The sequence below is a fragment of the Alphaproteobacteria bacterium genome (genome assembly GCA_016722515.1).
In the GTDB taxonomy this organism is placed as follows: Bacteria; Pseudomonadota; Alphaproteobacteria; order Rickettsiales; family JADKJE01; genus JADKJE01.
Map to the genome: position 1 here is coordinate 109,478 of JADKJE010000002.1, position 25,956 is coordinate 135,433.

The window sequence follows — 25,956 nt, forward strand, 5'->3', positions numbered from 1 at the left end:
TTTCTCCTCACACCTGCATCCTGGCTTCTTCTTCGTCCACTTCTACCGTTTCGCCCGGCTTCAGGAGCAATTCATTATGGGCAGCGCCGGCTGGAATCATCGGATAGACATTTTCCTTGCGATCCACCCACATATCCACCAACACCGGCCCATCGGTCACCAGCATTTTTTTGAGGGTCTTATCAACCTCTTCAGGCGTGTCGCAACGTAAACCAGTCACGCCGAATGCTTTGGCCAACTCAACAAAATCAGGCAGCGCATCCATATAGCTTTCCGAATGGCGGTCACCGTGGAACATTTGCTGCCATTGGCGTACCATGCCCATATATTGGTTATTGAGAATCAGGATTTTAACCGGCAGGCGATATTGAACCGCCGTGCACAGTTCCTGGATATTCATCAAAATCGATGCCTCACCGGTGACACACACCACCTTACCTTTTGGATTACCAACTTGAACACCCACCGCAGCAGGCAAGCCATACCCCATGGTTCCCAAACCGCCCGATGTCATCCAGCGCTTGGGTTCGTTAAATTTTAAAAACTGCGCCGACCACATTTGATGCTGGCCAACGTCGGTTGTGACAAACGCATCTTCTTTTTTAAGGAGCGCATCCAAACGGTCTAACACATATTGAGGCTTAATCGTTTTGCCGCTTTGCTTATAGCTAAAGCTATGCTTGGCACGCCATTTATCAATCTGCTTCCACCAGGCTTCCAGCGCCTTGGTATTGGGTTTAAATTTGCGTTGCTTCCAGTGATGCAGCATCCGCTCTAACACCACACCAGCATCGCCGATAACCGGAATATCAACATGGACATTTTTATTAATAGACGATGGATCAATATCCACATGGATCTTTTTAGAATATGGTGAGAACCCATCTAAGCGACCGGTGACTCGGTCATCAAAACGCGCGCCGATATTAATCATTACATCACATTCGGCCATCGCCATATTGGCTTCAAGGCTGCCGTGCATGCCAAGCATTCCCAAAAACTGTGGATCATCTCCTGGATAAGCTCCCAAACCCATCAAGGTATGGGTAATAGGGAAACCCGTCAGCTTTACGAATTTTCTCAATGCTTCACAGGCTTTATCGCCCGCATTGATGACGCCACCACCCACATAAAAAACAGGCTGCTTAGCTGTTGCAATCAATTCAACAGCTTCAATAACCGAGGCTTCATCGGGGGTAAAACGAGGACGATACGATGTACGTGTGCATTCAGTAACGCCCGTATACGCACCAATGGTATTTTGGATATCTTTAGGCAAATCAATCACCACCGGTCCTGGGCGGCCGGTACGGGCGATATGGAATGCCTCATGGACGGTGCTTTCAAGGTCAGCAATGTTTTTAACCAGGTAATTATGTTTAGTACATGGCATAGTGATGCCAACGGTATCGGCTTCCTGGAAGGCGGTTGTTCCAATCAAATGGGTGGCTACCTGGCCGGTAATACAAACGATAGGGATACTATCCATCAGCGCATCAGCCAAACCAGTAATGGTATTGGTTGCACCCGGCCCCGACGTTACCAGCACCACGCCCACTTTACCCGTAGAGCGCGCATACCCTTCTGCCGCATGCGCAGCGCCCTGCTCATGTCGCACCAAGATATGGCGGATATGGTTTTGCTTAAAAAGCTCGTCATAAAGTGGAAGCACCGCCCCACCCGGATAACCAAAAATGGTGTCAACACCCTGATCTACCAGAGCCTTCACAACAATCGAAGCGCCGTTCATTTCCATAGATATGCCTTAAGTTTACGTACGTTAGCCATTATAATAAAGATATATGGCAGGGAGTCAACACCCTTTGGGTTGGTTGGGGTAAGATAAAGCATGCTGGAAGGGGGGAGAATGACCGAGTTTGCAGGTAAGAATTTACCTTAAGTAACGCCGTCATCCTTGGTTTTTAGATGAGTGGCGAGCCGAAGGCGAGCACTCATCTAAAAATCGGGGAACCAGCACAATACTGATTGCGCGACCAGCGCAATTCCTTACCATTCAACGCATCATCACATCCCTTACTCAAAATTGAAGCTACATTAAATCAACTCGCGCATCAATATGCCAATAAGCTCCCTTATAAACCAAGAGCACTATGGCGAAATTCTTTAGTGCCGTTATTGGTGGCCTTATTGACTCCTGTCTTTAATCGTAACGCATTATCCTTTAGCAACTCATCGTAAGTGGGACACCTTAACAAAGGCTATTTAGCCATATGGCTAGAACCCCATTCTAATCTGGACACTACAGCATAATTCAACCATTATTCTACGTGGTTATCCAGGACTTATACTAAAAAACAACAAACCGCATATTAGGTAAGTCGTTATAGAAAAATATATAACGGCTTTATATTTTTCTTTCTTACTAAAGATGACTAAACCCAATGCACCCAAAACAAGTGCTGGAGCAAAGAAACTCACCTGTTCACACCGCAGCGAATGATCAAAGCTTGAACATAAAGAATGTGAGTCTCCATACATTATGAATCCCCAATATATCATGGCTATAGATGCTACAGATATCGACATCACTATAATGACAGCAATAAATGTTACGTTGTGACTCATTCTAACCTGCCTTTAATGGAATATACCTCCGAAAGTCAAGCGCTCCAGAAAGCTTCTTTTACTGAGCGCTCGCCACAGTGATCATTACGAATGATAGGAGACCACCTATAAGTAAACAAACATTCACAATAATCAGATAGATGGTCACATTTCGTGACCTCAATTTAAAAGCTGCATATGCAGACAAGGCCATTATAAACACCATGACGATGCAATAGAACAAAGCAACGCCTCCAAAACCAAAGGAAGTGAATCCACTAGCAATTGACATCATTAATACCATCATCAATGCTGGCACTGGAAAAATGAATATCAATGCCGACACGAGACAAAGAAATGAAAATAAAAGCGATCTCATCATTTTAGTGCTCCAAAGGATAAAACATCACAAGATTTTGATTATTACGCTGGAGAGCAGATACTGAACTAGCGACATACATTATATTATTCCTATTAGCCATGGAAGAAACATACTTACGAGTATAGCATAAATAGCGTCTATCCATATGAACCGCAACATGTGAATACCCTTAAGTGCTAAACAGCAACACAAAGTGATAAATTCCTTTTAATATCATGGCAAATGAAATAATGATAATATAAATTGCCATTTTGTATCTTTTATTTAATATTATCAATAATGAAGCAGCTGCGCTTATCAATAAGATGAATCCTATGTATAATCCAAGTGTATTGCAGCTATTAATTAAATATCCTTTTTGGATTAGAAACATCTTTAATTGATCGAGATACCCCAATATATAGTAGGGTCCACAAAAAATTACAAGGCCAATTAATAGTATAGATATCGCGACTGCACAATAGTATTTTATTTTGTTTTGTTCCACCAATCCCCCCCAAATAAACGAATGGATAATAATATTATCGTTAGGCGTTAGATGATTTAGTATCCCACATAGTTACTAATTCGATTTCTCCATGTTCATTTTGCTTGGTCGTGAGCTTAAAGGCTGAGAGACTCTTATTTTCATCTTTTCTTAAAATGAAATCATTCATTGATTGTTTAATATTAGGATCTGCTATCTCAGAAATTGAGTGAAAAATTCTAACAGGATCTAATCCAATTAGAGTGCATGAGTTATATATAACCGCATATGCGAAAATTGACTCACGAATGTCTTTTGATTTACGCGCTGAAATGGCAAAATAGGATAAAGAAGCCTCTATTCTATCCTTACAAGTGAAACGCTCACCTTTAAGGCAACATAATCTTCTTTGATTTGGATATTTCCACTTAACCCCAAAATCCCATTGATTAATAATATAATCTCTTTCGTCTGCTGAGCTGTTCCTAAATAGAGAAACCAATTGAAAATACGCTAGTTCGCGATCCTCTAGAACAATGATTTCCTTTATGATTTCCCTCATTTTTTAACCCGTTATGGAATATTAAAAATTGATATATTTGACGGATGCACAAAATAATTACCCATTTTCACATAACCGGCATTTTCTAAATGTTCAATCTCTAATGCCATTATAGTCGGTTCTCCCGAATATAATCCAGAACTTTGGAGAAGATTATCTTCTAATGGCGATGCCAAATAAAAATTCTGCTGATTTTTAATACCCGAATCTACCCATTGCATATTCTTTTCTATTGACCACTCAGGAATATCAAGTACTTCATGTCCTACCCAATCTTTAGCGACTTCAGTATCAGTAAGTCTACCTATCACTTTTATATTATTTGCCAATTCACCCATTTCAGTTGCCGCAGCACTTGCTACCGCCTTTTCTGGAGCAAACGCCGGAGCAAGAAATACCGCCCCAAAACCAATAATAGCATGCAATTGATCCGGCGTAAATTGATCATAGAGCCAGTTTCCTGCTGCATCTTTTTTAGCTCCCACATAATCATACAATGCATCCACCTCTGCATCACCGAGCAAGAGACGTAATTCTGAATCAACGGTACCCATGGTATATTCAGCGCCATCGGCAAACATCCCATAAGCTTCTTTGTAAGCTTCTTTGATGGATTCAGGCGTATGCTCAGCGATTAAATCACCCGTCAATTCTTCCCCTTCTGAAAAACTCTTCCCCACTTCGTCAAGGAGCTCACCAGCATGCGTGTCAGTAGGCAGCAATAAATTAAAATTGATTGCTTGTAGTGCTGTGGCATTTGATATCTGTATCTCACCCGCACTCTCACCACTGAGGAACCCTACACCCAAGGCTGTAAATTGCCCGATCTTTGCGCTTTGGTCTAGAGTGAAGCAACCCGTCTACTGATCCTATTAATTTTCCAGTACCACTTGCTGTCTTTCCACCAACTCCAACAGCATTAGCTGCGTCTTCAATACCCTTTTCCCCATTACTAACAAACTTAGCAACAAACTTAGCCGTAACTGAATCACTACCGAGCCAAGCAGCGAACGCTTCACCCGCTTGTGTAGCCTTATAGACCTTGCCAGCTACCATGAATCCTTTGACTAGTACGCCAAACCATGTACATACCGAGTTCTACTCCGGCGGCTTTTAAAGCTCCTAAGGCACCGTTTGTCTTATAGCCATCATAAACATTGTACGCTGATAATGCAACCAATCCGACTCCAACCAATAATGGGATCAGGTTATAATACCATCATCAATGCTGGCACTGGAAAAATGAATATCAATGCCGACACGAGACAAAGAAATGAAAATAAAAGCGATCTCATCATTTTAGTGCACCAAAGGATAAAATATCACAAGGCCTCTCCACTCTAAATAAAAGATGGATTATTTAACACAAATTGTGTGATATATTCATTTTCATTCTTAATTAATCGATGACCAACATATAGCTCACATAACTCTTCATTTGCGATATTATTGACTCTCCTCGCATTTATAAAAGCATACAAGTCATAATCAATTAAATGATGTTGATAAAGGCAGATCAAATACCCTCCCCATATTAAATGAGCCAGATTAAATCCAGATTCCAAATGGTTATAGGCCCTTTCTTTAAATATTTCAGGGCGATAATCCTTTTCCTTCTTATGTAAAATTATCTCTAGATCAAGTTGATTTCTATTTATCTTATAATCTTCTGGATGTATACAACCTAATTGCTCGATGCGATTAATTGAAAGAGTTAAGTCATCCAGTTTCTTATAGTATTCGAAATCATCTAAAACATCAGTCATTAATCTGATCAATTCTGAGTACCCAATGCTATAGAGGCAGCGAGAGAGATTGAGGTAGCATTGTTCATCGATTAAATCTGATTCTAAGAATCCAATGAGATACCCTCTAAGAATTAGGGTCTTAGCTAAAAAATGGGGTCTTTCTATAGTCAGATATTCGCTAATGAGTTTTTTTATGCGGTTTTCTAATCTATCTCGATTTTTATCAATTGATATAACGGGACTCCACTTAATGCAACTATCAAATTCTGTAGGCGACCATTGAGGATGACAACAATCTATATTTATGCTTTTGGGAGATATTGGCATTTCTTTTATTAATACAGTTATATCTGGGATGTTTAAATTTGTTACGGGAGCATTTCTATATAAATCAGTCAATAAATCATTTCCAAGGCCTGGAAAATGTTTTACTAGTTCTAAATAATCATCATACATAATAACGCCGGTATGAATAAAAGCGGTTAGATATCCTTTCCAAAACAAAATTAAAGAATCAGTTGGACCGCGCCAAGCTAGTTGGGAGGATAAAAGATTCTTTAAATCACTAATGTTTATGTTTTTCGCAATCGGATAATTTTCAAAGGCTGTTTGTTCACAAACAGCTTGCATGTCTTTGATTCTCGAAAAGAAATTTTGGCAATTAAAATTGTGGTTATTGCCTTTAGACTTTTCAATTAATTCTCTTTCGGTGTCTGGTGCGATGATGTCATAAAATTCTATTTCTACTCGTTCCCTGAATCCAATATCTGGAAATAAATTAAATAGATCGAGATAAAATTTAATTAAAGTGACATCGTATAAACCATACAAATATCCCTTCCATAATAGAACATTCTGTTCAGTCACTCCATTTTGTTCTAAGTTATTCAAAATGCGTTTTATTATATTGTTACCTAATGAATACATATGCATGGTTTAATCTCAAAATTTATGGCTAAATGTACCTTCAGACGTAATAACAATCACTGACTTTACTCTGTTTCCTCCCGTGGATCCAGGCATTCTATTTACAATATTATTAAACATAGATTCATCAACTTCTGGGTATTTGCGTGCATCAATAATAATATTCCCTGATTGTTTAGAAGCATCTTTTATGCGCTCGATAACTTTTACTTCAAGATTGCTTCCGACAAACATAGTTGTTAAACTTTTCTTTCATCATATGCTCTAATAGAATGCTCTCAATACACGCTGGAGGCAATTTCAAAGGATTTTTCCATCCCCTGCAACAGTATAATTTTCTCCCTACTTCTAACTGGTACAACAATTGGGAGCGCCTCAACTCCCATTGGATATTTTACCTAGAATGCCAACTCCTTCTGTGTCTGTGTTTTCTCCTATATCCAAAGGATTGGTTGACCACGCTGAAGCTATTTTAATGACATCTTCTTCATCTGGAAATTTATAATCACTTTCCGCACCGAATATCACATCCAATTCTTTTTCTTGGGAGGTTATTGCTCCTTTTTCATAAAATATTTCTCCATCACCATAAGCAAACGCCCTTTTTATCTTTCCATCTTCAATCATTATCCATGAGTGATATTCACATACACGATGCGTACAGAAATAATAAAAGTTAGGCATTTTTTGGGCTAAGGACGTCAAAGAATGTAAAAAAATCTTATTATTTTCCTTATCAGTTGAAAAGCTACCTATGCCAAATCCGATAACAAAATTCCAGCCTTTGATCAAAGGTGTAACAAAAACATGATTATCCTTTCTATCATTATAAATATGATTTAGCCCGGATTGCCAATTGGCTTTTACTGGTTGAGACAAATGAAGCACTTTAATAATTTCATCTAAGGACTTGCTTGGTATCGCAAGCCAGGCAGTCTTATATCCAAATCCTTGTGGAAAATCTGGCTCTGATGATATTTCACTATAATCAGATTTCTGCTTAAACCACCTTGGAATAGAATTTAATAGTCTTATCATAATGATATACTTATCTATGTTTTTACGTATTTTGTATTTTATGGTTATTCAATCTCTTTTGGCAAACATCTGCTTAAGGCTAATTTTAATCCTGCTCCAATCTCTGCTGGGGTGCTAGTATCTGGAAGATAAATATAATCTGATTTTTGAATGCCTTCACCGGTAAATAAATTACCGTTACGCTCCCTGCGGCTAGGACTTATTTCTATCATTCCATTTTTCATAACAATATCACAACTCTTCATTTTTCTAAACATAACAGCCCGCGTTTTATAACCAAAACGCTGCATAAGCCCCTCTATCCATTTCTGTGCGCGTATTTTAGCAGCCTCAGTATCCCATAACTCGGGGTCTGCTTTACGATTAACTACCCGACTATAAGACAATGCACCTAAGATAGCCTGGCCTAACTCCTCTTCACTGGCATCAGGTAGTAAGATGTATTCTTTCGCACGAAAATCTCTACTTAGAAGTCCCATTCCCGAAAGAGTTTCGATGGAATAAAATTTCTCATTAACATAGACACCAGCATTCTTTTGATTTAGATCGCGTTTAAAGGTCATTCACTTACCTAATTCTTGTCACAATCACATTTACATTCATCTGGTTTCCATAGTCAACCGCTTTTCCTATTTGCTGCCATTGCGCTGGGGTCGTATCAGAAGGTACGGCCAACTGGATACTTCGAGAATTGATTTCATCTGCTGTTAGCAATTGGCCAGTTCCAGGAATCTTTGCTTTCTGGAAATTAGCTGTTTTATCAATATACCCCACCAGGGTATTATAAACTGTGTTTGGGTTTTCAAGCCTATTGACCGTTAATGTATCGAGTGTTTTAGCACTGGTTGCTAAACCAATCGTTGGATCATAAAAATCAAAGGTACTCATTGTGAAAGGCAATCTATTATCGGCACCAAGGGAATTTGCCAATGTATCTTCCCAAGGTATGCCTTGGCTTTTGATGCCGCCGCCCCACACAATGCCAGTTTCAGATTGTTCTAAGGCTCCTCCCAATCCACTTTTTAAAGCGACCGCTTCTGGTGCCGGAGCAAAAATTCGTGCCAGATACACAGAGCCAAACCCAACAATAGCATAAAGTTGATCCGGCGTGAACTGGTCATATAACCATGCCCCAGCCGCATCCTTTTTAGCACCTATCGAGTCATAGAATGCATCCACTTGCTCATTGCCGAGTGTTAAGCGCAGGCCGAGATCAACACCCATGATTTCGGATTGAACACCCTCCGCATAAAAATCAGAGACAGCACCCAGCCCTTTCTTAACAAAACCAGGCGTATTATCACTCACAAATTTGTCAATGATCTGGTTTCCTTCCTTCATTCCCTTGCCAACACTGTCAATAAAATCACCAGCAAACGAACTCTTTTCCAGCAACAAATTAAAATTAATCGCCTGCAATGCGGTTGCGTTAGAAATTTGTATTTCACCCGCACTTTCACCCTTGAGGAAGCCCACTCCTAACGCCGTAAACTGTCCAATCTTTGCGCTTTGGTCTAAGGTAAAGCCAAGCTTAGTAGCAGCATCACCAACACCTTTGGCCGCCCAATCCCATGCCGGTTGCGCAGCCGATGGCACCGTGTAGCACCAAGTGAGTTGCTGGATCGATTTTGTTGAGATCCCATAAAGCACCCACATATTGGGTAGCCTGCTCACCGGCGGAGGTAGTGAGGCTGCCTAAGAGCGATGTGCCAAGACCGTGGGTGAGGCTATTGCCATTGATGACGTTGCCAACGGTGTTGTTGATGGTGGAGGTAGTGATGTTATAGCTTAGTTTGTCGACCAGCGATGTGCCGGGATCTTGAATTAAACCGAATTGATTGACGGCACCCTGGGCAATCCCTGCACTCACCACACTGATTGCCAGTTGTTTTAAATTAGCTGACGATCCCATGTCTTCCAGTGCACCCAGAATGTTACCCTTATTATTGATCAACGCAATGCTTGCTTGTGTGACCAATGTACTGAACGCAGCATTGGCCATAAAGGCTGATACCGATCCTTCTGCTGCACCGACTATGGGAGCGCCCATACCACCTGTTGCTGCGGCTACAGCAATGGCAATGACCGCCGCAGCAGGCGCTGAAAGGCCGGTGGTTTTGTGGTACCATTCCTGATACACAGGATCGACCTTTTCCCAGCCTACGTTCGTTTGTTGTTGGAGTTGCCCAGCCACTGCAAGCCGGGTTGTTGTTTGAGACGGTCAATGGATTGGCTAAGATTTTCTCCCTCCTGGCCTTCATATTGGACCGCAAACGACGTGGCATTGAGTTCACCGTATTGGCTTGCAGTTTGGTTTGCTTAACCGTCTCAATATGATGGCCTTGATTCACCATGGTGGTCATAATGCCGTTATCTTTGGTGGACTGGATGCTTAAGTAATCCACATCTTTGGCCGCACCAAATAACAATGTATTGGCGTTAAGGTTAATGGCATCGGAAGCTGTCAGGTTACTGCTTTGAATAAACATGCTATCGCCCGCTGTCGCGTTGATGCTGTGGCCTGCCGTTAAAACGGAAGCTTATTGGTCAAAGCTCCTTTCTGCACGGATAGACGAGCCGCCCATAAAACCACCACCGCCACTTTTACCTTGATAGAGACTATGATAATAATCAGCAGCAGAGACAATGTTAACGTTATTGGCCGCATCAAGGTCAAGATCATGCCCCGCAGTAAGCGCACTGCCACTAATGGTTATATTGCCACTGCCATCGGTGCTTACATTGGGTGATAAGGCACTTAGGATGAGGTCGTTTCCTGCCGTGATGCTCGAACCGATGCGCTCGATGGAATCACTGGTAGACGTGCTCTTGTGATACCGACCTTCCGTATGGCGCACGAGGTCGGAGGTGCCAATGGTGACGACACGCACTAAAGTACTAGGCAGCTCACTTTTAGTCGAGGAGGCGCCAGCATACGTAAAATATTAATCAAACTCAGGTGATATTCTAATTTCTAATTCTCCATCTGCATTTATTTCGGTTACCAACATGAAGGCAGATAAACTTTTATCTGCCTCTTTTCTAGACAAAAATCTCTTGAACTCATTTTTAATATTATCAGGGGCATGTTGTGCAACCCTATTAACTATTTGATAAGGATCTATATCAGCTAATAAACAACTATTATATGCTACAGCAAGTGCAAAAATAATATCCCTTACATCCTTTTCTTCTTTTGACGAAAATACATAATAAACCAGCATCGCTATTATTCTCTCGCTGCAAGATCTATTTTCATTCTTTAAACAACATAGTCTTTTGAAATCAGGATATTTCCATATGGCACCAAAATCCCAGTTGTCTAATATATATTTTCTTGTGTCTTCGGAGCTATTAAGGAAGAGCGAAACCAATTCAAAATAAGCATCGCCCCGATCTTCCGTTTTTAATATCTTATCAATTTTAGTATCCATTTTTAAATCCATTTAAGGCAATTGAAAAATTCCGATCTGCGCAGGAGAAACATAGTAATCGCCAATTCTCACATAGCCGGCTTTTTCGAGTCTTTTTATTTCTCGAGCCATTACAGTTGGTTGTCCCGCAAACGAGCCACCGGTTTGAATCGTGTTTCCTTCAATTGGAGAAGCTAGATAAAATGTTTGTCCATTTTCAATGCCTGAATCTACCCATTGCATATTCTTTTCTATTGACCACTCAGGAATATCAAGTACTTCATGTCCTACCCAATCTTTAGCGACTTCAGTATCAGTAAGTCTACCTATCACTTTTATATTATTTGCCAATTCACCCATTTCAGTTGCCGCAGCGCCTACCGCCTTTTCTGGAGCAAACGCCGGAGCAAGAAATACCGCCCCAAAACCAATAATAGCATGCAATTGATCCGGCGTAAATTGATCATAGAGCCAGTTTCCTGCTGCATCTTTTTTAGCTCCCACATAATCATACAATGCATCCACCTCTGCATCACCGACTCCTTCTGCTACCACGGCACCTAAAACACCTCCACCTAGTGCTGAAGTATCAATGGCAATGGTGGGCTTGCTAAGTTCTGATTCCGTAGTGGCAGCAAGTGGAGTGGGCCACACCCGTTTGATAATGGACTTGGTTGCGGCCTGTTGTGACGCGCACTGTATTACCACCATAAATAGCTGCGTGAATTTGCGTAGCGCGCGAGATAATATCAAACGAATCCGTCTGGCTGGCATCAACGCCGCTGCCTTCAATGAGGATAGTCCCCTTATCCACATAAAAAGAGGTAAGATGGCCGCTACTGTCTAACTGGGGAGTGCCCGTGGTAAGGGGGTGACTTTGGGCGTATTGATGAAACCACAGCCATTGCAGCTGATGCCGTTGGGATTCGCCACCACATATTCGGCCGTTTTACCCACGATTTCCGTCGAGCCGTTAAGGCCGGTGGTGTTAGTACCAGTGACTTCGTTAAGGATAATGGTTGCTTCGTGGCCGCTAGCAAGATTCGCATTGCCCTGGACAATACTACCAAGGGCTGAATTTGCTGTTGAAGCAGAATTATTAACAATTAACCCTTCGCTTCCTACTTGTAAGTCGGTTAATTGATTGTGAGAAACCCCCGCAGAAGAGGGAGTAGCAATGTTTTCAACCGGTGTATGATTAAGCGATTCAGCGACATTAGGTTGATTACCAGCAGGAGCGCCAACATCTGGCACAATCACCGTTTGCGCATAAGCCATCGAGCCCAGCACGGGCTGTAGTAATAAGATCGTAGACAATGTTAAAACAAGAAGGAAATCTAATCTCCTTCGTAGGGAACGATACATAAGGTTCATAAATGCCAAATACAAACGGGTGGCTGTTTTCAAGATTAGAAAATTGTATAGCAGGTCGCAACTTTAGAAACAAGCGATTATTTTCAATTTTGGGTTTATAAAATTCTTGAACATATTTGATGTAAACGAATGGTGAATGTGAGCCCACATCTTCAAGAAAAATTAATCTCCTCCGCTCCATGATACCCATAGGTAAATTTATTGTTGTGTAGTATGGACAAACTTTATTCTTCTCTCTTTCAATCTCTGTTAGATAACGAGTCTGGATTACTTGATCCGGCCAATCTGGTCAGCACATTGACGCATCACGGCTTATGCGTTGACCATGATGTGCGTTTGCGCGGCCTGAAAACGGCTCTTTCGCTTTTACCTTACGACACACAGCTTACACAACAATCGTTTTCCGAACTGGCTAAGCCGCATCTGTCGCTTCTAGAAAAAGCCCTTAAAGGACAATTGATCATCCCTGATTTTGAACATTTCACCGCAAAAATTCGGTCCATATTTGATCGGGTCGCCACAAACCATTCTGGCAAAGTTGCCGATTATATTCCGCAACTGGCACGCACCAACCCGGATTATTTTGCCGTTACGGTGTGCTCAACCGATGGACAGATTTATTCACTAGGCGATTCACAGGTTCAATATTCCGTGCAATCCACCTTTAAGCCCATCAATTACTGCATAGCCCTTGAATTGCTCGGTGAAGAAATGGTTCATGCCCATATGGGACGCGAACCAAGTGGCCTGGGATTTAATGCCCTCACGCTCAATGCTAAAGGCCTGCCCCATAATCCGATGATCAATGCTGGAGCCATCATGGGATGCTCACTCATTCAACCCGAATTACCCCTGGCTGATCGTTTTGACCATGTCATGTCAACCTGGTCGGCATTGGCTGGACACGCGCGGATTGATTTTAACAATTCTGTATGCCTGGCCGAAAAAGACCAGTCCGACCGCAACGCCGCCCTGGCCCATTTTATGAGAGAAAAGAAAGCCTTCCTTCCTCATACCAATATTCGTGAAACACTGGATTTCTATTTTCAGTGCTGTTCTATTGAAGTCTCCACATCTATCCACGCCCAGATTGCTGCCACCCTCGCCAATGCTGGGGTCTGCCCCTTCACCAGTGAGCGTGTCTTTTCCAATGACACGCTCAAACACTGCCTGTCGCTGATGTATTCGTGCGGTATGTACGAATTTTCAGGTGAATTTGCATTCTCGGTGGGTATACCAGCCAAATCCGGTGCATCGGGAACGATTATGCTGGTTATCCCTGGAATTGCCGGCATTGTTATTTATTCGCCACGCCTCGACGACATCGGTAATTCGGTCAGGGGGGTTGAATTTAGTAAAGAGCTGGTGAAGCATTTTAATTTTCATAATTATGATAGCTTTAGTTATCATTCCGGCAAAGATGACCCCTGCCATCCCCGAGTAGAACAAGCCCTGCAGCAACAATTTGCCTTGATCGCCGCCGCCAGTCGTGGCGATCTTCATGAAATTCGCCGCCTAATCAGCCTGGGAACCGACATCAACCAGGGCGATTACGATGGCCGGACAGCCTTACACTTGGCCGTGTGCGAAAATCAATTAGCGACGGTCCAATTTCTTATTGATGCCCAAGCGGTTATCCATGCCAAAGACCGTTGGGGCGCTTCACCGGTGGATGACGCTAAACGCCTGGGGTACAAGACGATTGAGGAATGCCTCATAAGTTGTTAAGCTAGCGGCATGACCGCTCATGCCGTATCCACTCTTCATTTAACTGGGTTTAGGTGCTATCCAACGCTTCATTTGTCCGTTGGCAATGCGCCCGTTGTTCTGACAGGCTCAAACGGCGCCGGTAAAACCAATATTCTGGAAGCCCTCTCCTTTTTGTCTCCCGGCAAGGGGTTGCGCCAATCTGCCTTGGCCGATATCCTCACACGCAAACCGGAAATGCCCACTCCTCTTGCCCAAGAGTGGGGCATCGCCACGCTGCTTTGCACCCAAAGTGGTGACCATATTGAACTTGGCACCAGCTACAGCCTGGCTACACCGAATAAACGGCTTATCAAAATTTCAGGCAAAATTACCCGGGACCAAAAAGCGTTAGCCGAAATCATTCATGTATCGTGGGTCACGCCGATGATGGATGGATTATTTTTAGGAAGCTCGCGCGAGCGTCGCCACTTTTTTGACCGCCTCACATATGCGTTTCACCCCGATCATGCCAATCTGGTAAGCCAGTATGAAAAACTTCTTAAAGAACGGATGACCTTACTTCAGGAAGAACATTTTGATCCTATATGGCTTCATACGCTTGAACATCAACTAGCAGGATTAGCTGTAGCCATTGCCGCCAACCGCAATGACGCATTGTCGATTATACAGACATCCATCGATTTAACCCTAAGCGCCTTTCCTAAAGCGCTGCTGCGCATCGTAGGTCAGTGTGAAACGTGGCTGCAGGAGATGCCCGCCATTGAAGCCGAAGCGCTGCTGAGCCAGTCTTATTTAAAAAACCGAGACCGCGACCGGATTTCTGGGCGCAACCATGTCGGGCCACAAACCAGCGATTTAGCCGTAACCCACGGCATTAACCACATGCCCGCGCACCAATGCTCTACGGGAGAACAAAAAGCATTACTACTGTCGATTATATTGGCACATATACGCGCCAAAGTAACCTGGCATCAGCATCCACCGATCGTACTGCTCGATGAAGTAGTAGCCCATCTCGATATCACCCGCCGCCATGCTTTGTTTGAAGAACTGCTGCTGCTTAAAAGCCAAGCCTGGTTAACCGGAACGGATGCGTCGCTTTTTGAAGGGTTAGGTGGGAAAGCACAATTTATTAAAGTGGACGCAGGGCAATGTGTCCCCTGTGGATAACAGTCAGCCGGCCACTTAGGGCATCTTTTGATGTCGTCGTAGCAGATAGTTACGAATTGCGCTAGTCGCGCAATGAATATCGTGCTGGTTCTCCGATTTAGATGGGTACTGACTACGGCCCTCTACTCATCTAAAAGCCTAGGATGACGGTTAAAACCGCATCATGGCTCATTTTTCGTTAGTTGGTAACAACCCTATTCCGTACCGGTCTCTTTCTTTCCAGAAATGATTTCCGACTTGCGGGCTTCATCGACTGCTAGATCAAGCTCCGTTTGCGTGCACAAGCCCAGCAACACCGGATCACGAGGTTTTATTTGGCCGATATTCCAGTGAGAGCGCTCACGAATACTTTTAATGGTATTCTTGGTGGTACCGATCAATTTGATAATCTGCGCATCCTTAATAGAAGGACAGTGCTTCAACAACCATGAAATCGCATCCGGCTTATCCTGACGGCGAGCAACAGGGGTGTAGCGGGCACGCTTAGAGTTTTTACGTTTAATTTCGTCAATCAGCTCCGCTTTTCTGGAGAGCAGTAATTTTGTGTTTGAATTTTTTTCACAGCGTTCAATCTCATCCCGGGTAAGCTGTCCGCCAACGATGGGATCAATACCAATAATGCCTGTAGCCACTTCGCCATCAGCAATGCCCTTTACCTCAAGCGGGTGAAGGTTGCAAAAATCGGCAATTTGGTCAAAGGTTAAAGACGTATTTTCAACCAGCCACACAGCGGTTGCTTTAGGCATCAGTAATTTAGACATTTGTTATTCCTTAAGGCTAGAAACATATATGTGGAGCGGATTATAGACGGTTGTGGGATAAAAGTAAACTGTTTCCTGCTCCGCTGAAGCTACGTAGGATCTGAGTTTTCGTTTTAATCAGGGAAACGCCCTGCGAAGCTTCAGCGAAGCAGGGTGGTGCCCAGAGCCAGAATCGAACTGGCGACACAAGGATTTTCAGTCCTTTGCTCTACCGACTGAGCTATCTGGGCACATAAACCCCCCAGCAGTTGCTAGGAAAGTTGTCATCAAGACCCACCCTTATAAAAGAAAATCTTTAAACTGTCTAGTAAGAATCTTGCGCTATGCCTAAAAGATGGAATATGCTTTAGGTAGGGGAGAGGTATGAAAGGCAGAGACACAAACAGCCATTTAAAATGGAAAGATAACCGCAAAGTGAATAGCTTTGTTGGTATGTTGATTCCGCTATACCTGGTAATGCTGGCTTTTTTTGTTATTTTATGCTCGCTCTCAACCCCAGTGGCGACAAAAAAACAGAATGTTATTGATAGTTTAAATGGCCAGTTCAAAGAGCTTTCTTACCGTGAAAAAGTTGACAGCACCCTGCCAGAGCGCCTGGCTATGGTTAGAAAATTATTTTCTGATCCTTCTGCTTTTGGCCCTGTAGAGGCCGAAATAGACCATGAATCCATCAAAATGCCGGTTAAATTGACCCAATTATATAACAGTGAAACCAGTCACCTTGTTCAAAACAGACAGGTGTTTTTACTGAAGCTTGTGTCGCAACTGCTGGATCAACACGCAACGTTTAAATTGAGATGTGTGATTGGTTTTAAAAAACAAGAAACAAAAACCCAGGAGCTCGCGATGCTTCAAGCGGGCTATTTGGCTCATTTCCTGCTGGCCAATGGTGCACCAATCGCTCAGGTGGAAATCGGGATTAGCTCTGAACAACCCGATACCATTCAATTTATTTTTGAACCTCACGAAAAAGAGAGAACCCATGAGCGAATCTGATACACATGATATCCAACATTTTTGGATGATTTCACTGGCTGATCTTTTGGGAATCATCCTTTCTTTTTTTGTGCTTACTTTTTCAATTTCAGAGATGAATGCCGATGGCTGGAAGCAGGTAAAAAATTCAATGGGTGATGTCTTTGTTGAACCCATCAATGGAGTGATCCTGGATCAACGAATCAAGCGGGTCAGCGGCAATGACTCAAAGCAGACCATCACCGATCTCAGTTATTTCAAAAAAGTCTTACTCCAACAAATAAACGATGACCCAGCCTTGCAAGCCTTTACGGTAAAGGAAGAGAAAGGTCATCTTGCTGTTACCGTGCCCCTAACAGCGCTTTTTAAACCCGACCAGTCCGAATTATCCGTCGAGGGCATTTCGTTGATTTTTTATTTAGGCAATATGCTTTATAGCGTTAATAACAAATTAGAATGTCGGATAGAGATTCCCAATCCAAGTTTGGTGGATCATGTTTTTCAAAAACAATGGCAATCCTCTTTTATTCGTGCCAAGCAATTGGCAGAGGAGTTGAAAAAATCAGGATATAGTTATAACATACCCATCTTTGGAAGGGTTGTGGAACAAGATGCCGCTGTAGCTGAGGTACAAAAACCAGCGCATGATGGTCCTGCAATCGCAATTTTGATCCATCCTGTTAAGGCTATTTAAATTTTAAATAGCTGGATAACACCAGACAGGATGGCCAGACAGGATGTGAGGTGTTTTCGCGTATGCGATGGGGTAGTGTTGTGGTTCGCGCCAGGTTCTTAAGCGTGCTTGGATCAGCATTAATGCTGAGTTTTTTTGTCTTGGCACCCATGGTGAAAGCAGCACAGCCACTTACATTTTCGGTCAATCACTCTGAAAATGACGGAATCACCACCCTTCATATTCAATTTGAAGCAGCCGATACGCCACAATTCCAGACAGGAAAAGTCGGCTCTACTTTGTTTATCCGTTTCCGCGAAGAATATGCCGCCAAAACGACCTTATTAACAGCTAAATTAAAACCATATATAACATCCGCTTCCTCAAGCCAGGATCACAAGGCGATCAATATTGTGTTTAATCAGCCCTTTATGCTTAAAAGGCAAACCCAAGGGGTCGACATCATTCTGGGAAATGCTAAATCTTCTGTACAATCCCATTCTAAGGCCGCACAGACAAGCCCTGCCGAATTTGCAGAATTAGAACCAAGTGCCGGCCCTGAGGAACCCAACAACGATAATACCAACACAGCTAAAGAAGAGAAAAAAGAAGATAAATCTGAAGGCCCTTTGCCAGAAGCCACTGAAGCTGCTTCACCAAAACCAGTTGTACGATTGGTGCCCCCCGCATCAACGTTAAGGGCTATTGAAAAGCAAAAGAAAATAGCACAGCTACAGTCTAAAAAGAGACCGAAAAAAACAGAGGTTATTCCAAGCGATGCACCCCAAAAAGCAGTAGCCGAAAAGAAAAACACGCCCGCTCGGCCACCAAAAGACCAGGCCGTAACTTCTAAGGAAACAAAGGCCATAACACCCCAAGCACTTAAGTCGAGCACAGCTCCACCCGCCCCTACTACGGTTGCCCCCCCTAAACCAATCCCCGAAAAAAATCCCGTCGTAGAACAGCTTGATCAGGATAAGAACACCGCCCCGGCAGAAGAAACCAATGAACGAGCGATCCTGCAAAAGGGAATCTCTCAGGATACAATGCGCATCAACGCATGGGATCAATTAGCCAAAGGCGATGATGAAAAAGAAGACCCAACATCAATCAGCATTGATCAATACCCCTACGTAACCATTCATTGGGATCAATTAGTATCGTTGGCGGTGTTTGAACGCGCTCCTTATACCTGGATTGTGTTTGATGCTTATAAACATGTTGATTTAAGTGATTTCAACCATCAATTGCCACACATTAAGGACATAAAGCAAATTGTCGATAAACATTACACGATCATCCGTATTCAGCATGATGCCCCACTTCATGTGGAAACACGCCACAAGGGCAACGATTGGAAACTCTATTTTTTACCTCAGGCAAAAGCGCCTGGACGCATTTTGACCGTTAAACCCCTTAATCAAGTTAAACATCGCGCAGGAAGCTATATTCCCGTTGCCAATACGGGTCAAATTATCCGTATGGTCGATCCGGATATCGGCGATAACATCGTGATTGTTCCGCTTCCTTATGCAGAAGTAGGTATTGCCTCTTTCATTCAATCCGTCGATTATTCTATTTTACCAAGCGCTCAGGGACTTGCTATTATTGCCCATAATGAGGAAGTTACCGTAGAGCAGGATCCCACAGGAGTTATGATCGAAAGCCCCTCACTTCAGCCTTATATTGAATTACAACAAAAGGCTCAAGTCGACGCAGAAATTAATCAATATGAAAAGCAGCATCTACAAGACGGATTAATGCTCACGTCAACCTTATTGCCCTTTCCGATTCCAAAAGCCGAAAACAAAGCATCCTTTTTGCAGGGCCTAGACCGCTTAAATCAGAAATTAAATACGATCCCAGATCCCAAAGACAGGCTGGGTGTCCATTTTGATATTGCACGGTGGTATGCGCAAAATGATTTTAACACCGAAGCGCTCGGCGTACTCAATTATATCAAATCATTCAATACCCCCTTATCATTACAGAAAACATTTCTAATGCTTCATGGAGCACTAGCCTATCGGCTTCATGATTTCCCACAGGCCAGTCAGGATTTCTCCCTATTACGATCCATGCCCTTATCCTTTAAAGAACAACAAGAGGTAACGTTCTGGGATGGTTTAACTCAGCTAGAACAACGTCAGCCTGGAACGGACCTTCCTTATGTTCAATACCGCGAAGATTTTTTGAGACTTTATCCCCAAACCTGGCGTATTCCTTTGGGGCTAGCCTCTGCCCAATGGGCTTTATCGCTGGATGATGGTGGCGAAAAAGCAAAAGCAGTGATCGACAATCTTTTAGAAGAAAAAGGCGCAGACACTCCCATCAATGACATTAAGTTCATGAAAGCACAGCTGCTCATGAAACAAAAAGAATGGGACGAAGCAAAAACCATTCTGCAAGAATTAATGGGCGATGCAAAGGATCGATTAAATCGCGCACGTGCTGAGTATAATTTCATCCGCATTCAATTAGATCTCAAGCAAATAGATTCTTCGAAGGCGGCCGAACGTCTGGAACATCTTGTCTTTGTCTGGCGTGAGCCCGATTTTGAAGGCCAGATTCTACGTGACATCGGTCAGCTTTATGTCGACGACAAGCACTATGAAAAAGGTATGCAATCATGGAAACAATTTGTGACCTTTTATCCCGAATCAGAATATAGCCTGTCGGTTAGTCGTCAGCTGAGTGAAACATTTCAGTTTTTATTTAAAGATGGTGGAGCTGATCGTTTGTCAGACATTGATGCACTTTCACTTTATTATAAATTCAGAGAATGGCAACCCATTGGTTCCGTAGGGGATGAAATTACACGGAAATTGGCAACACGACTGTCGAGGGTTGACTTAATCCCTGAAGCTATTTTACTGCTAGAACATCAAACGCAATATCGACTTTCAGGCGCAGAAAAAGATCATGCATTACTGGAATTAGCCCATCTGTATCTCTTAGAGAAAAAATCTGACAAAGCCATTGAAACCCTCGATAAAATCGCCCCCACAGCCGAGGAAGATATCCTGCGGCAAGCACGTTATTTGCGTGCAGAATCCTATATAAATCTGGGCCGTGGTGAAGACGCCAAAGCCCTGCTTGATAATGACCCATCTGAAAAATCTAATTTATTGAGATCCGAAATTTTCTGGCGTCAACGCAACTGGGTTAGGTTGGTTGCCACGCTAGAACAAGTCCTCATGCGACGGCATTTGCAAAATACACTACTTAATCAGGAAGAAAGCGATCTACTGATGCGGCTGTCATTGGGATATGCCATGACAGGCCATGAGAAAGGGCTTAGCATTATCAAAGAACGCTATCAACCGCATTTAGATACCACATTAAAAACGACCCAAATCATCAATTATCTAATCGAAGTACCTAAACCTATCCGCCCTAAGGAACTCGAAAAAACACTGGGTCTGGATAATATCGAGAATTTCTGGGTTAATTATAAGAAAACATTGGCAAACCCCACATAGACAAGCCAAATCAAACATTGTCTTTTCATTATACAGATATAGAATAGATTCATATCATAACCAGGTTGACTCCATCTTTATCGCAGTATAGAGTTCCTCGATTTCTAATCAAGAATGGAGACCTATATGAGAGAGACTATTATTCATGCTATAAAAGCAAAAAAATCCGATGAAACGATAATAGGAGTAATAAATAAGAATCTTAATACTATTAATACTATATCTAAGAAAGATGGTAAATTGCCAATAACGGTCGCTGCCGAGACCGGATCTTTTGAGGTTGTGAAGCATCTTCTGGAATTAGGATGTGGAACGCATGCTGAGAAAGTTGGACAATTTCCACTTTATTACGCGATTTCACGCCCCGATATTGTAAAATTAATGCTGCGCCATGGAGCTACTCTCCCCCAAACAGACGGGGGGATAATACCTATTGGCTCACTGGAGATGAGTCTCGACGAGGATTTCGATCCAGAGAATTACTTTGACATATTTGCTCCTGAGTGTGAGACAAAAGAGCAAAGAAAAGAATATGAAAAAGCTTGGCAAAACATTGCTAAAAGCCTTGATATAATGCTTTTTTTTGGAGTTACAAGAAGCGAACCTTGCGCGCTTGTGGCTCGCATCAATGACGATAAATTCGACAGCAGCACCAGAGGATTGTATAAATCGATTGCTAAAAACGCCCCCACCTGGGATAGAAACATTGCCCCTATGACCAAGATGACGTGGTATGATAATTATCTTGATATGGCCAAAGATAGGCCACTTATTGCAGTTTCCGTTTTGACAACCCTGATGCGGCTCAACCCTGATGTTATTTCGGCATTAATAGGATTTAACTTTCATGCGATTCAAAAGGATCATGGGCTGCCTGTCGAAATGTATCAGGACATCATTGGGCATCTAAAACCAGAAAACCCTCCCTTTTCTGAAATAGTTCCTGAAATAATTTCTGTTTTAAGCATTGTTCCCGCACTGCGTTTATTCGAAAAAAGCCAGGAAGAAGAAATAACAGCTGAGCAATGGCTGGAGAGTCCTCTTTTAGTCAAAGGACTATGTCATTATTATACACGCCAATCTTGTGTTGAAATCTTAGATAAACTTGTAGAAAGTGGACTAAAGAGTCTTCATTGCAAAAATCAAGAAAACGTAAATAATCCTCAATTAGTGTGCACATTCTTTGAACTCAACAACGAGCAGCAAAAAACAATCTCAGACGTTATCCGGGAGTCATTTCCCCATTGCCGGATCGAAGCAAAAACAAATTATGGACTAACGAAGCTGGTTATCGATAATCCATACCTAATTCAGCACGCAAGAACCTATCTTGAAGCAAATCCTGATCTTTCTAAACGTTCACACCAGGATCTTATGAATGGGCATAAGAACCATGTTAATGGAGTCGAAAAATCACGTAAATCGGAAGCACTTGCCGGAAGATCATCCTGTGCTGGGTAGCCTAAAGAATGAAGCTAAAGATCACGTCATCCGCTATAAGGCTGGCAAGCCAGAAGTTTTAATCCCTGACTCGCCGGCCAATAGTGGAATGCTCCCTCAAAATGGGCTCACACATAAGTAGGGGGAGGCCCTAGACGCACTCTGTATCTGGTTTGTTTGGACTGATGTAGTTGCTCGTACGATGATCTCAAACCGCCCCAAAGCTCTTAACCAAACTCCCGCAGATCAAATACCAGCCGTCGATCATCACAAAGAAAATCAACTTAAACGGTAGTGAAATCATCACCGGTGGAAGCATCATCATACCCATGGCCATCAAGGTAGAGGAAACGAGCATGTCGATCATCAGGAAGGGAAGAAAAATGAGAAAGCCTATTTCAAACGAACGGCGCAGCTCGCTGATCATAAACGCAGGGACCAAGGCACGGTAGGGGGTGTCTTCGGCTTTGGTTGGGGGGGGGATTTTACCCAGGTCCATAAACAGGCCCAAATCTTTCTCGCGTACCTGGCTTAGCATAAAATGCTGGAATGGCTTAGCGGTGCGTTCCATGGCAACGTCTTCTTTGATTTCTTCACGCATTAAGGGGGCAATGCCGTCTTTATAGGCTTGTTCAAACGTATTCATCATGATAAAGCCGGTTAAAAATAACGCCAGGCTTACCAATACCGGGGTTGGCGGGGTTTGCTGCAAACCCAAGGCACTGCGCAGGAAAGAGAGCACCACAATGATACGGGTGAAAGAGGTGACCATGACCAGCAGCGAAGGAGCCAGGCTTAATACCCCAACCAGAAGGACCATCTGTAAAATCTTGCCGGTAACACTGCCGCTATTGGCATCACCCCCCAAATCAACGGATAAAGCCTGGGCACAGGCCGGGTGTGGCGCGAACATAAGGGTGGTTACAAGGGCAACCAGAGCTATAAGGGCGCATACACCAGCCAAACCATGATAACGGCTCAGGGCGGCGCGGGAATGGGAGGAAAATAAAGTCATAGCCATACTCATCATGCTTGCGAATCGTGTGTATCAAGACGGGTTGATTCCTGATCAAGCACAATTGGTTTGGCTCCGCCCAGGAGAATAAAATAACGGCACTGATCCCTTTCCAGTAAAATGGCGCGGTGCTTATTGTCGAGCATCAGTGATTCGACCAGGCGGATACGCCGGGGTTTTTTTATCGATACCCAGGAGCCAGATTGATGGCGCCTGAGTAACACAAAGACGATGCCAATGAGGCTGAGCACAAACAGCAGTGCAATCACTACGCGTAGCATCATGAAGGGATCAATCATCGGTGGCCTCTTTCCTCGTTATTCGCTTATGCTGCAATGATGACCCCAATCATCCATGACAGACGTTCCCAACTCATGTTTAAGGATCGGTTACCTCATTAGTCCTGCTCAACCAATTCGCTTGGAATATGAATGCGGTAAGCACTCTGCGCTTTTGCGACTGGTTGATGCGGTCAATTTCGGTTTTGATAGCATCGCGAAAACTATAACATAATTCAACAGTTTCTTTCATGATGTCGCGGGCAGCCGTCATATCGCCCTTGTTAATATTATTTTTGAATTGCTTCATCTTTTCTTCAAGTATAGTTGCCTGATCATCAATTTCATTGCCAATTGGGTTTTGCCGTAACAGCATAACGGTGGTAATCAATTCCTGGAATTGTTCAACCAGAAGATCGGCTGTTTGTTTGAGCGTATCAGGTATAACAAGTGTCATAAGGCAATACTCACAGGTGGATGGTTGCGATAAATATAGGACAATATCTGGGCAACGGCATGATATGCCTCAAGAGGAATAAACGCATCTAATTCAAACGCAGAAAGGATTTCGGCCAGTGACGTATCGTGATGAACAGGAATGCGATGTTCCTTAGCAATCGACAAGATTTTCTCGGCTAATTCACCCTGGCCTTTAGCAATAATACGTGGCGCATGGTCCTTGCCTTGTTCATAGGAAAGGGCCACGACATGGAGGGGTTTTTTTGACTTTTTAATGCTCATAACCTGGAATTGAATTAAATTCGCCCAATTGATGGTAGTGAAAAAATGTTTAAATTTCAACTGGATATACCAAAAAAAGAAACTTTTTTAGCTAAGTCCGATTTTTTTGTTGCATTTTTTTTAAAACTACAGTTTCATTAGGGGAAGTCATGCTATAATTAGCATATTACTTAAATTAGGTTATTTTTTTAGTATTAATAAGGATATTTTATGGTCAACAATATTGACGCTAACGTGCTATTGGAATGCACAGCAACGCTGGTTGCTTCTTATGTTTCTCACAATCATGTGATTCCTTCCGATTTACCTGAACTCATTAAGAATGTTTATGGCGGATTCAAGAGCCTTGACTGGTCAAGCGGCATTGGTTTCACCACCCTTCGCACCCCACAAGAAGTAAGTGATTTAATTGATCAATCTATACATGAGGATTACATTGTTTGTTTAGAAGACGGCAAGAAAATGAAAATGCTTAAGCGTTATCTTCGCACCAATTACAACATGACACCGGAAGAATACCGCAAAAAATGGGGTCTTCCAGCGGATTACCCAATGGTTGCTCCACGCTATGCTGAAAGAAGAAGCCAATTGGCAAAAGACATCGGCCTTGGCCACCGTGCCCATCGCCGTGGTGCTAGAAAAGCATCTACCGTCCGTATTGATGCATTTGAGAATGCATAGACTGTTGGCGTGATTGCTGATATAAGTAAGGGCATCTCTGAAATTTTTTGGAGATGCCCTTTTCGTATGGTACAAGGTAATATATGACAATAGCAAACAAGCGTGGTCCTCTTTCCGAACTAGAAAAAAAATGTTTGGAAAAAGGGATTAAACTTACCGAACAACGCCGTATTATTGTTAAAGTGTTGTCAGACGCTACGGATCATCCTGATGTAGAGGAAGTCCATCGTCGGGCTAGCGCCATCAACCCTAAATTGAATAGCATTGCTACTGTTTATCGAACCTTGCGTACACTGGAAGATGAAGGCATTATTGACCGTCACGATTTTGGCGATGGCCGCTCCCGTTATGAAACCGTTCAAGACGGGCATCACGACCATTTGATCGATATTCGTTCGGGGACTGTTTTGGAGTTCTATAATGAAGAAATAGAACGCCTTAAAGAAAGAATCGCCTACGATTTAGGCTTCCGATTGGTGGATCACCGCCTGGAACTGTATGCCGTGCCCTTACTTGAATCTGAAAAGAAAAAATAAGGTTTATGTCAAGTATTCA

General features: G+C 42.9%; 27 protein-coding genes and 1 tRNA gene. 8 read left to right on the forward strand and 20 right to left on the reverse strand.

All coding sequences use genetic code 11. From position 1 onward, the window contains the following. Positions 1-7 precede the first annotated feature (7 nt). The 14 genes from IPP74_05220 to IPP74_05285 all read right to left on the reverse strand — a co-directional run bounded on the left by IPP74_05220 (position 8) and on the right by IPP74_05285 (position 12,466). Positions 8-1,756 carry an acetolactate synthase 3 large subunit gene (locus IPP74_05220; GenBank protein ID MBL0318675.1) on the reverse strand — a complete coding sequence of 583 codons (1,749 nt, stop codon included), beginning with the start codon at positions 1,754-1,756 and terminating at the stop codon, positions 8-10. Positions 1,757-3,474: 1,718 nt separating this feature from the next. Then, positions 3,475-3,975 (reverse strand): hypothetical protein, encoded by a 501-nt coding sequence (locus IPP74_05225; GenBank protein MBL0318676.1) that lies wholly within the window; start codon positions 3,973-3,975, stop codon positions 3,475-3,477. Positions 3,976-3,986: 11 nt separating this feature from the next. After that, positions 3,987-4,625, reverse strand: a complete 639-nt coding sequence (locus IPP74_05230) for a hypothetical protein (GenBank protein ID MBL0318677.1) — start codon at positions 4,623-4,625, stop codon at positions 3,987-3,989. 133 nt (positions 4,626-4,758) lie between these two features. Further along, entirely contained in the window at positions 4,759-5,031 is a 273-nt protein-coding gene (locus IPP74_05235) for a hypothetical protein (GenBank protein MBL0318678.1), read from the reverse strand. Positions 5,032-5,315: 284 nt separating this feature from the next. Then, on the reverse strand, positions 5,316-6,656 hold the full coding sequence (locus IPP74_05240; protein MBL0318679.1) for a hypothetical protein: 1,341 nt from the start codon (positions 6,654-6,656) through the stop codon (positions 5,316-5,318). A 9-nt stretch (positions 6,657-6,665) separates the two neighbouring features. Next, entirely contained in the window at positions 6,666-6,884 is a 219-nt protein-coding gene (locus IPP74_05245) for a hypothetical protein (protein MBL0318680.1), read from the reverse strand. A 141-nt stretch (positions 6,885-7,025) separates the two neighbouring features. After that, on the reverse strand, positions 7,026-7,688 hold the full coding sequence (locus IPP74_05250) for a hypothetical protein (protein MBL0318681.1): 663 nt from the start codon (positions 7,686-7,688) through the stop codon (positions 7,026-7,028). 44 nt (positions 7,689-7,732) lie between these two features. Continuing rightward, positions 7,733-8,251, reverse strand: a complete 519-nt coding sequence (locus tag IPP74_05255) for a CdiI family contact-dependent growth inhibition immunity protein (GenBank protein ID MBL0318682.1) — start codon at positions 8,249-8,251, stop codon at positions 7,733-7,735. Positions 8,252-8,255: 4 nt separating this feature from the next. Beyond that, positions 8,256-9,284: a hypothetical protein gene (locus IPP74_05260; GenBank protein ID MBL0318683.1), complete on the reverse strand. Its 1,029-nt coding sequence runs from the start codon at positions 9,282-9,284 to the stop codon at positions 8,256-8,258. Continuing rightward, positions 9,232-9,882 carry a DUF637 domain-containing protein gene (locus IPP74_05265; GenBank protein MBL0318684.1) on the reverse strand — a complete coding sequence of 217 codons (651 nt, stop codon included), beginning with the start codon at positions 9,880-9,882 and terminating at the stop codon, positions 9,232-9,234. Before IPP74_05265 ends, IPP74_05260 begins: the two co-directional genes overlap by 53 nt. A gap of 346 nt (positions 9,883-10,228) precedes the next feature. Beyond that, positions 10,229-10,579, reverse strand: coding sequence for a hemagglutinin repeat-containing protein (locus IPP74_05270; GenBank protein MBL0318685.1), 351 nt, complete (start codon positions 10,577-10,579; stop codon positions 10,229-10,231). Between the two features lie 54 nt (positions 10,580-10,633). Beyond that, positions 10,634-11,122: a hypothetical protein gene (locus IPP74_05275; GenBank protein ID MBL0318686.1), complete on the reverse strand. Its 489-nt coding sequence runs from the start codon at positions 11,120-11,122 to the stop codon at positions 10,634-10,636. A gap of 12 nt (positions 11,123-11,134) precedes the next feature. Beyond that, on the reverse strand, positions 11,135-11,812 hold the full coding sequence (locus tag IPP74_05280) for a hypothetical protein (GenBank protein MBL0318687.1): 678 nt from the start codon (positions 11,810-11,812) through the stop codon (positions 11,135-11,137). Between the two features lie 132 nt (positions 11,813-11,944). Beyond that, entirely contained in the window at positions 11,945-12,466 is a 522-nt protein-coding gene (locus IPP74_05285; protein ID MBL0318688.1) for a filamentous hemagglutinin N-terminal domain-containing protein, read from the reverse strand. A 222-nt stretch (positions 12,467-12,688) separates the two neighbouring features. Between IPP74_05285 and glsA the strand changes: the two genes are divergently transcribed. Then, entirely contained in the window at positions 12,689-14,203 is a 1,515-nt protein-coding gene (glsA, locus tag IPP74_05290; GenBank protein MBL0318689.1) for a glutaminase A, read from the forward strand. 9 nt (positions 14,204-14,212) lie between these two features. Beyond that, on the forward strand, positions 14,213-15,355 hold the full coding sequence (recF, locus tag IPP74_05295; GenBank protein MBL0318690.1) for a DNA replication/repair protein RecF: 1,143 nt from the start codon (positions 14,213-14,215) through the stop codon (positions 15,353-15,355). A gap of 194 nt (positions 15,356-15,549) precedes the next feature. On the opposite strand, the gene IPP74_05300 is transcribed toward recF, so the two are convergent. Together IPP74_05300 and IPP74_05305 are read right to left on the reverse strand one after the other, a co-directional pair. After that, on the reverse strand, positions 15,550-16,116 hold the full coding sequence (locus tag IPP74_05300) for a DUF1013 domain-containing protein (GenBank protein MBL0318691.1): 567 nt from the start codon (positions 16,114-16,116) through the stop codon (positions 15,550-15,552). A gap of 154 nt (positions 16,117-16,270) precedes the next feature. Then, positions 16,271-16,346, reverse strand: a tRNA-Phe gene (locus IPP74_05305). A 133-nt stretch (positions 16,347-16,479) separates the two neighbouring features. On the opposite strand from IPP74_05305, the gene IPP74_05310 reads away from it, so the two are divergent. The 4 genes from IPP74_05310 (at position 16,480) to IPP74_05325 (ending at position 22,707) form a co-directional block, all read left to right on the forward strand. Beyond that, a complete protein-coding gene (locus IPP74_05310; protein MBL0318692.1) occupies positions 16,480-17,112 on the forward strand; it encodes a hypothetical protein in 633 nt (210 codons plus the stop codon). Beyond that, complete coding sequence (locus IPP74_05315) at positions 17,099-17,785, forward strand: hypothetical protein (protein ID MBL0318693.1); 687 nt, start codon at positions 17,099-17,101, stop codon at positions 17,783-17,785. Before IPP74_05310 ends, IPP74_05315 begins: the two co-directional genes overlap by 14 nt. A gap of 62 nt (positions 17,786-17,847) precedes the next feature. Further along, a complete protein-coding gene (locus tag IPP74_05320) occupies positions 17,848-21,246 on the forward strand; it encodes a hypothetical protein (protein ID MBL0318694.1) in 3,399 nt (1,132 codons plus the stop codon). Between the two features lie 126 nt (positions 21,247-21,372). After that, entirely contained in the window at positions 21,373-22,707 is a 1,335-nt protein-coding gene (locus tag IPP74_05325; GenBank protein MBL0318695.1) for an ankyrin repeat domain-containing protein, read from the forward strand. A 187-nt stretch (positions 22,708-22,894) separates the two neighbouring features. On the opposite strand, the gene fliP is transcribed toward IPP74_05325, so the two are convergent. From fliP to IPP74_05345, 4 genes are all read right to left on the reverse strand, one after another. Then, complete coding sequence (gene fliP, locus IPP74_05330; protein MBL0318696.1) at positions 22,895-23,701, reverse strand: flagellar type III secretion system pore protein FliP; 807 nt, start codon at positions 23,699-23,701, stop codon at positions 22,895-22,897. Positions 23,702-23,712: 11 nt separating this feature from the next. After that, the gene (locus tag IPP74_05335) at positions 23,713-24,000 is read right to left on the reverse strand and encodes a flagellar biosynthetic protein FliO (GenBank protein MBL0318697.1); all 288 of its coding nucleotides are present in this window, start codon (positions 23,998-24,000) and stop codon (positions 23,713-23,715) included. Positions 24,001-24,079: 79 nt separating this feature from the next. After that, entirely contained in the window at positions 24,080-24,436 is a 357-nt protein-coding gene (locus IPP74_05340) for a hypothetical protein (GenBank protein ID MBL0318698.1), read from the reverse strand. Further along, a complete protein-coding gene (locus IPP74_05345) occupies positions 24,433-24,720 on the reverse strand; it encodes an EscU/YscU/HrcU family type III secretion system export apparatus switch protein (GenBank protein ID MBL0318699.1) in 288 nt (95 codons plus the stop codon). The genes IPP74_05340 and IPP74_05345 overlap by 4 nt, the downstream gene beginning before the upstream one ends. 210 nt (positions 24,721-24,930) lie before the next feature. Between IPP74_05345 and IPP74_05350 the strand changes: the two genes are divergently transcribed. Together IPP74_05350 and IPP74_05355 are read left to right on the forward strand one after the other, a co-directional pair. After that, positions 24,931-25,401 carry a MucR family transcriptional regulator gene (locus tag IPP74_05350; GenBank protein ID MBL0318700.1) on the forward strand — a complete coding sequence of 157 codons (471 nt, stop codon included), beginning with the start codon at positions 24,931-24,933 and terminating at the stop codon, positions 25,399-25,401. 83 nt (positions 25,402-25,484) lie between these two features. Then, positions 25,485-25,937: a transcriptional repressor gene (locus IPP74_05355; protein ID MBL0318701.1), complete on the forward strand. Its 453-nt coding sequence runs from the start codon at positions 25,485-25,487 to the stop codon at positions 25,935-25,937. Positions 25,938-25,956: the final 19 nt, after the last annotated feature.

Excerpts from the sequence above, each read along its gene's own strand:
- IPP74_05240 (MBL0318679.1), bottom strand. The coding sequence starts at position 6,656 with ATGCATATGTATTCATTAGGTAACAATATAATAAAACGCATTTTGAAT.
- IPP74_05345 (MBL0318699.1), bottom strand. The coding sequence starts at position 24,720 with ATGAGCATTAAAAAGTCAAAAAAACCCCTCCATGTCGTGGCCCTTTCC.
- IPP74_05355 (MBL0318701.1), top strand. The coding sequence starts at position 25,485 with ATGACAATAGCAAACAAGCGTGGTCCTCTTTCCGAACTAGAAAAAAAA.
- IPP74_05320 (MBL0318694.1), top strand. The coding sequence starts at position 17,848 with ATGCGATGGGGTAGTGTTGTGGTTCGCGCCAGGTTCTTAAGCGTGCTT.
- IPP74_05315 (MBL0318693.1), top strand. The coding sequence starts at position 17,099 with ATGAGCGAATCTGATACACATGATATCCAACATTTTTGGATGATTTCA.
- fliP (MBL0318696.1), bottom strand. The coding sequence starts at position 23,701 with ATGACTTTATTTTCCTCCCATTCCCGCGCCGCCCTGAGCCGTTATCAT.
- recF (MBL0318690.1), top strand. The coding sequence starts at position 14,213 with ATGACCGCTCATGCCGTATCCACTCTTCATTTAACTGGGTTTAGGTGC.
- IPP74_05335 (MBL0318697.1), bottom strand. The coding sequence starts at position 24,000 with ATGATTGATCCCTTCATGATGCTACGCGTAGTGATTGCACTGCTGTTT.
- IPP74_05220 (MBL0318675.1), bottom strand. The coding sequence starts at position 1,756 with ATGGAAATGAACGGCGCTTCGATTGTTGTGAAGGCTCTGGTAGATCAG.
- IPP74_05250 (MBL0318681.1), bottom strand. The coding sequence starts at position 7,688 with ATGATAAGACTATTAAATTCTATTCCAAGGTGGTTTAAGCAGAAATCT.
- IPP74_05300 (MBL0318691.1), bottom strand. The coding sequence starts at position 16,116 with ATGTCTAAATTACTGATGCCTAAAGCAACCGCTGTGTGGCTGGTTGAA.
- IPP74_05255 (MBL0318682.1), bottom strand. The coding sequence starts at position 8,251 with ATGACCTTTAAACGCGATCTAAATCAAAAGAATGCTGGTGTCTATGTT.
- IPP74_05275 (MBL0318686.1), bottom strand. The coding sequence starts at position 11,122 with ATGGATACTAAAATTGATAAGATATTAAAAACGGAAGATCGGGGCGAT.
- IPP74_05280 (MBL0318687.1), bottom strand. The coding sequence starts at position 11,812 with ATGGTGGTAATACAGTGCGCGTCACAACAGGCCGCAACCAAGTCCATT.
- IPP74_05340 (MBL0318698.1), bottom strand. The coding sequence starts at position 24,436 with ATGACACTTGTTATACCTGATACGCTCAAACAAACAGCCGATCTTCTG.
- IPP74_05285 (MBL0318688.1), bottom strand. The coding sequence starts at position 12,466 with ATGTATCGTTCCCTACGAAGGAGATTAGATTTCCTTCTTGTTTTAACA.
- IPP74_05350 (MBL0318700.1), top strand. The coding sequence starts at position 24,931 with ATGGTCAACAATATTGACGCTAACGTGCTATTGGAATGCACAGCAACG.
- IPP74_05235 (MBL0318678.1), bottom strand. The coding sequence starts at position 5,031 with ATGGTAGCTGGCAAGGTCTATAAGGCTACACAAGCGGGTGAAGCGTTC.
- glsA (MBL0318689.1), top strand. The coding sequence starts at position 12,689 with ATGGACAAACTTTATTCTTCTCTCTTTCAATCTCTGTTAGATAACGAG.
- IPP74_05225 (MBL0318676.1), bottom strand. The coding sequence starts at position 3,975 with ATGAGGGAAATCATAAAGGAAATCATTGTTCTAGAGGATCGCGAACTA.
- IPP74_05325 (MBL0318695.1), top strand. The coding sequence starts at position 21,373 with ATGAGAGAGACTATTATTCATGCTATAAAAGCAAAAAAATCCGATGAA.
- IPP74_05245 (MBL0318680.1), bottom strand. The coding sequence starts at position 6,884 with ATGTTTGTCGGAAGCAATCTTGAAGTAAAAGTTATCGAGCGCATAAAA.
- IPP74_05310 (MBL0318692.1), top strand. The coding sequence starts at position 16,480 with ATGAAAGGCAGAGACACAAACAGCCATTTAAAATGGAAAGATAACCGC.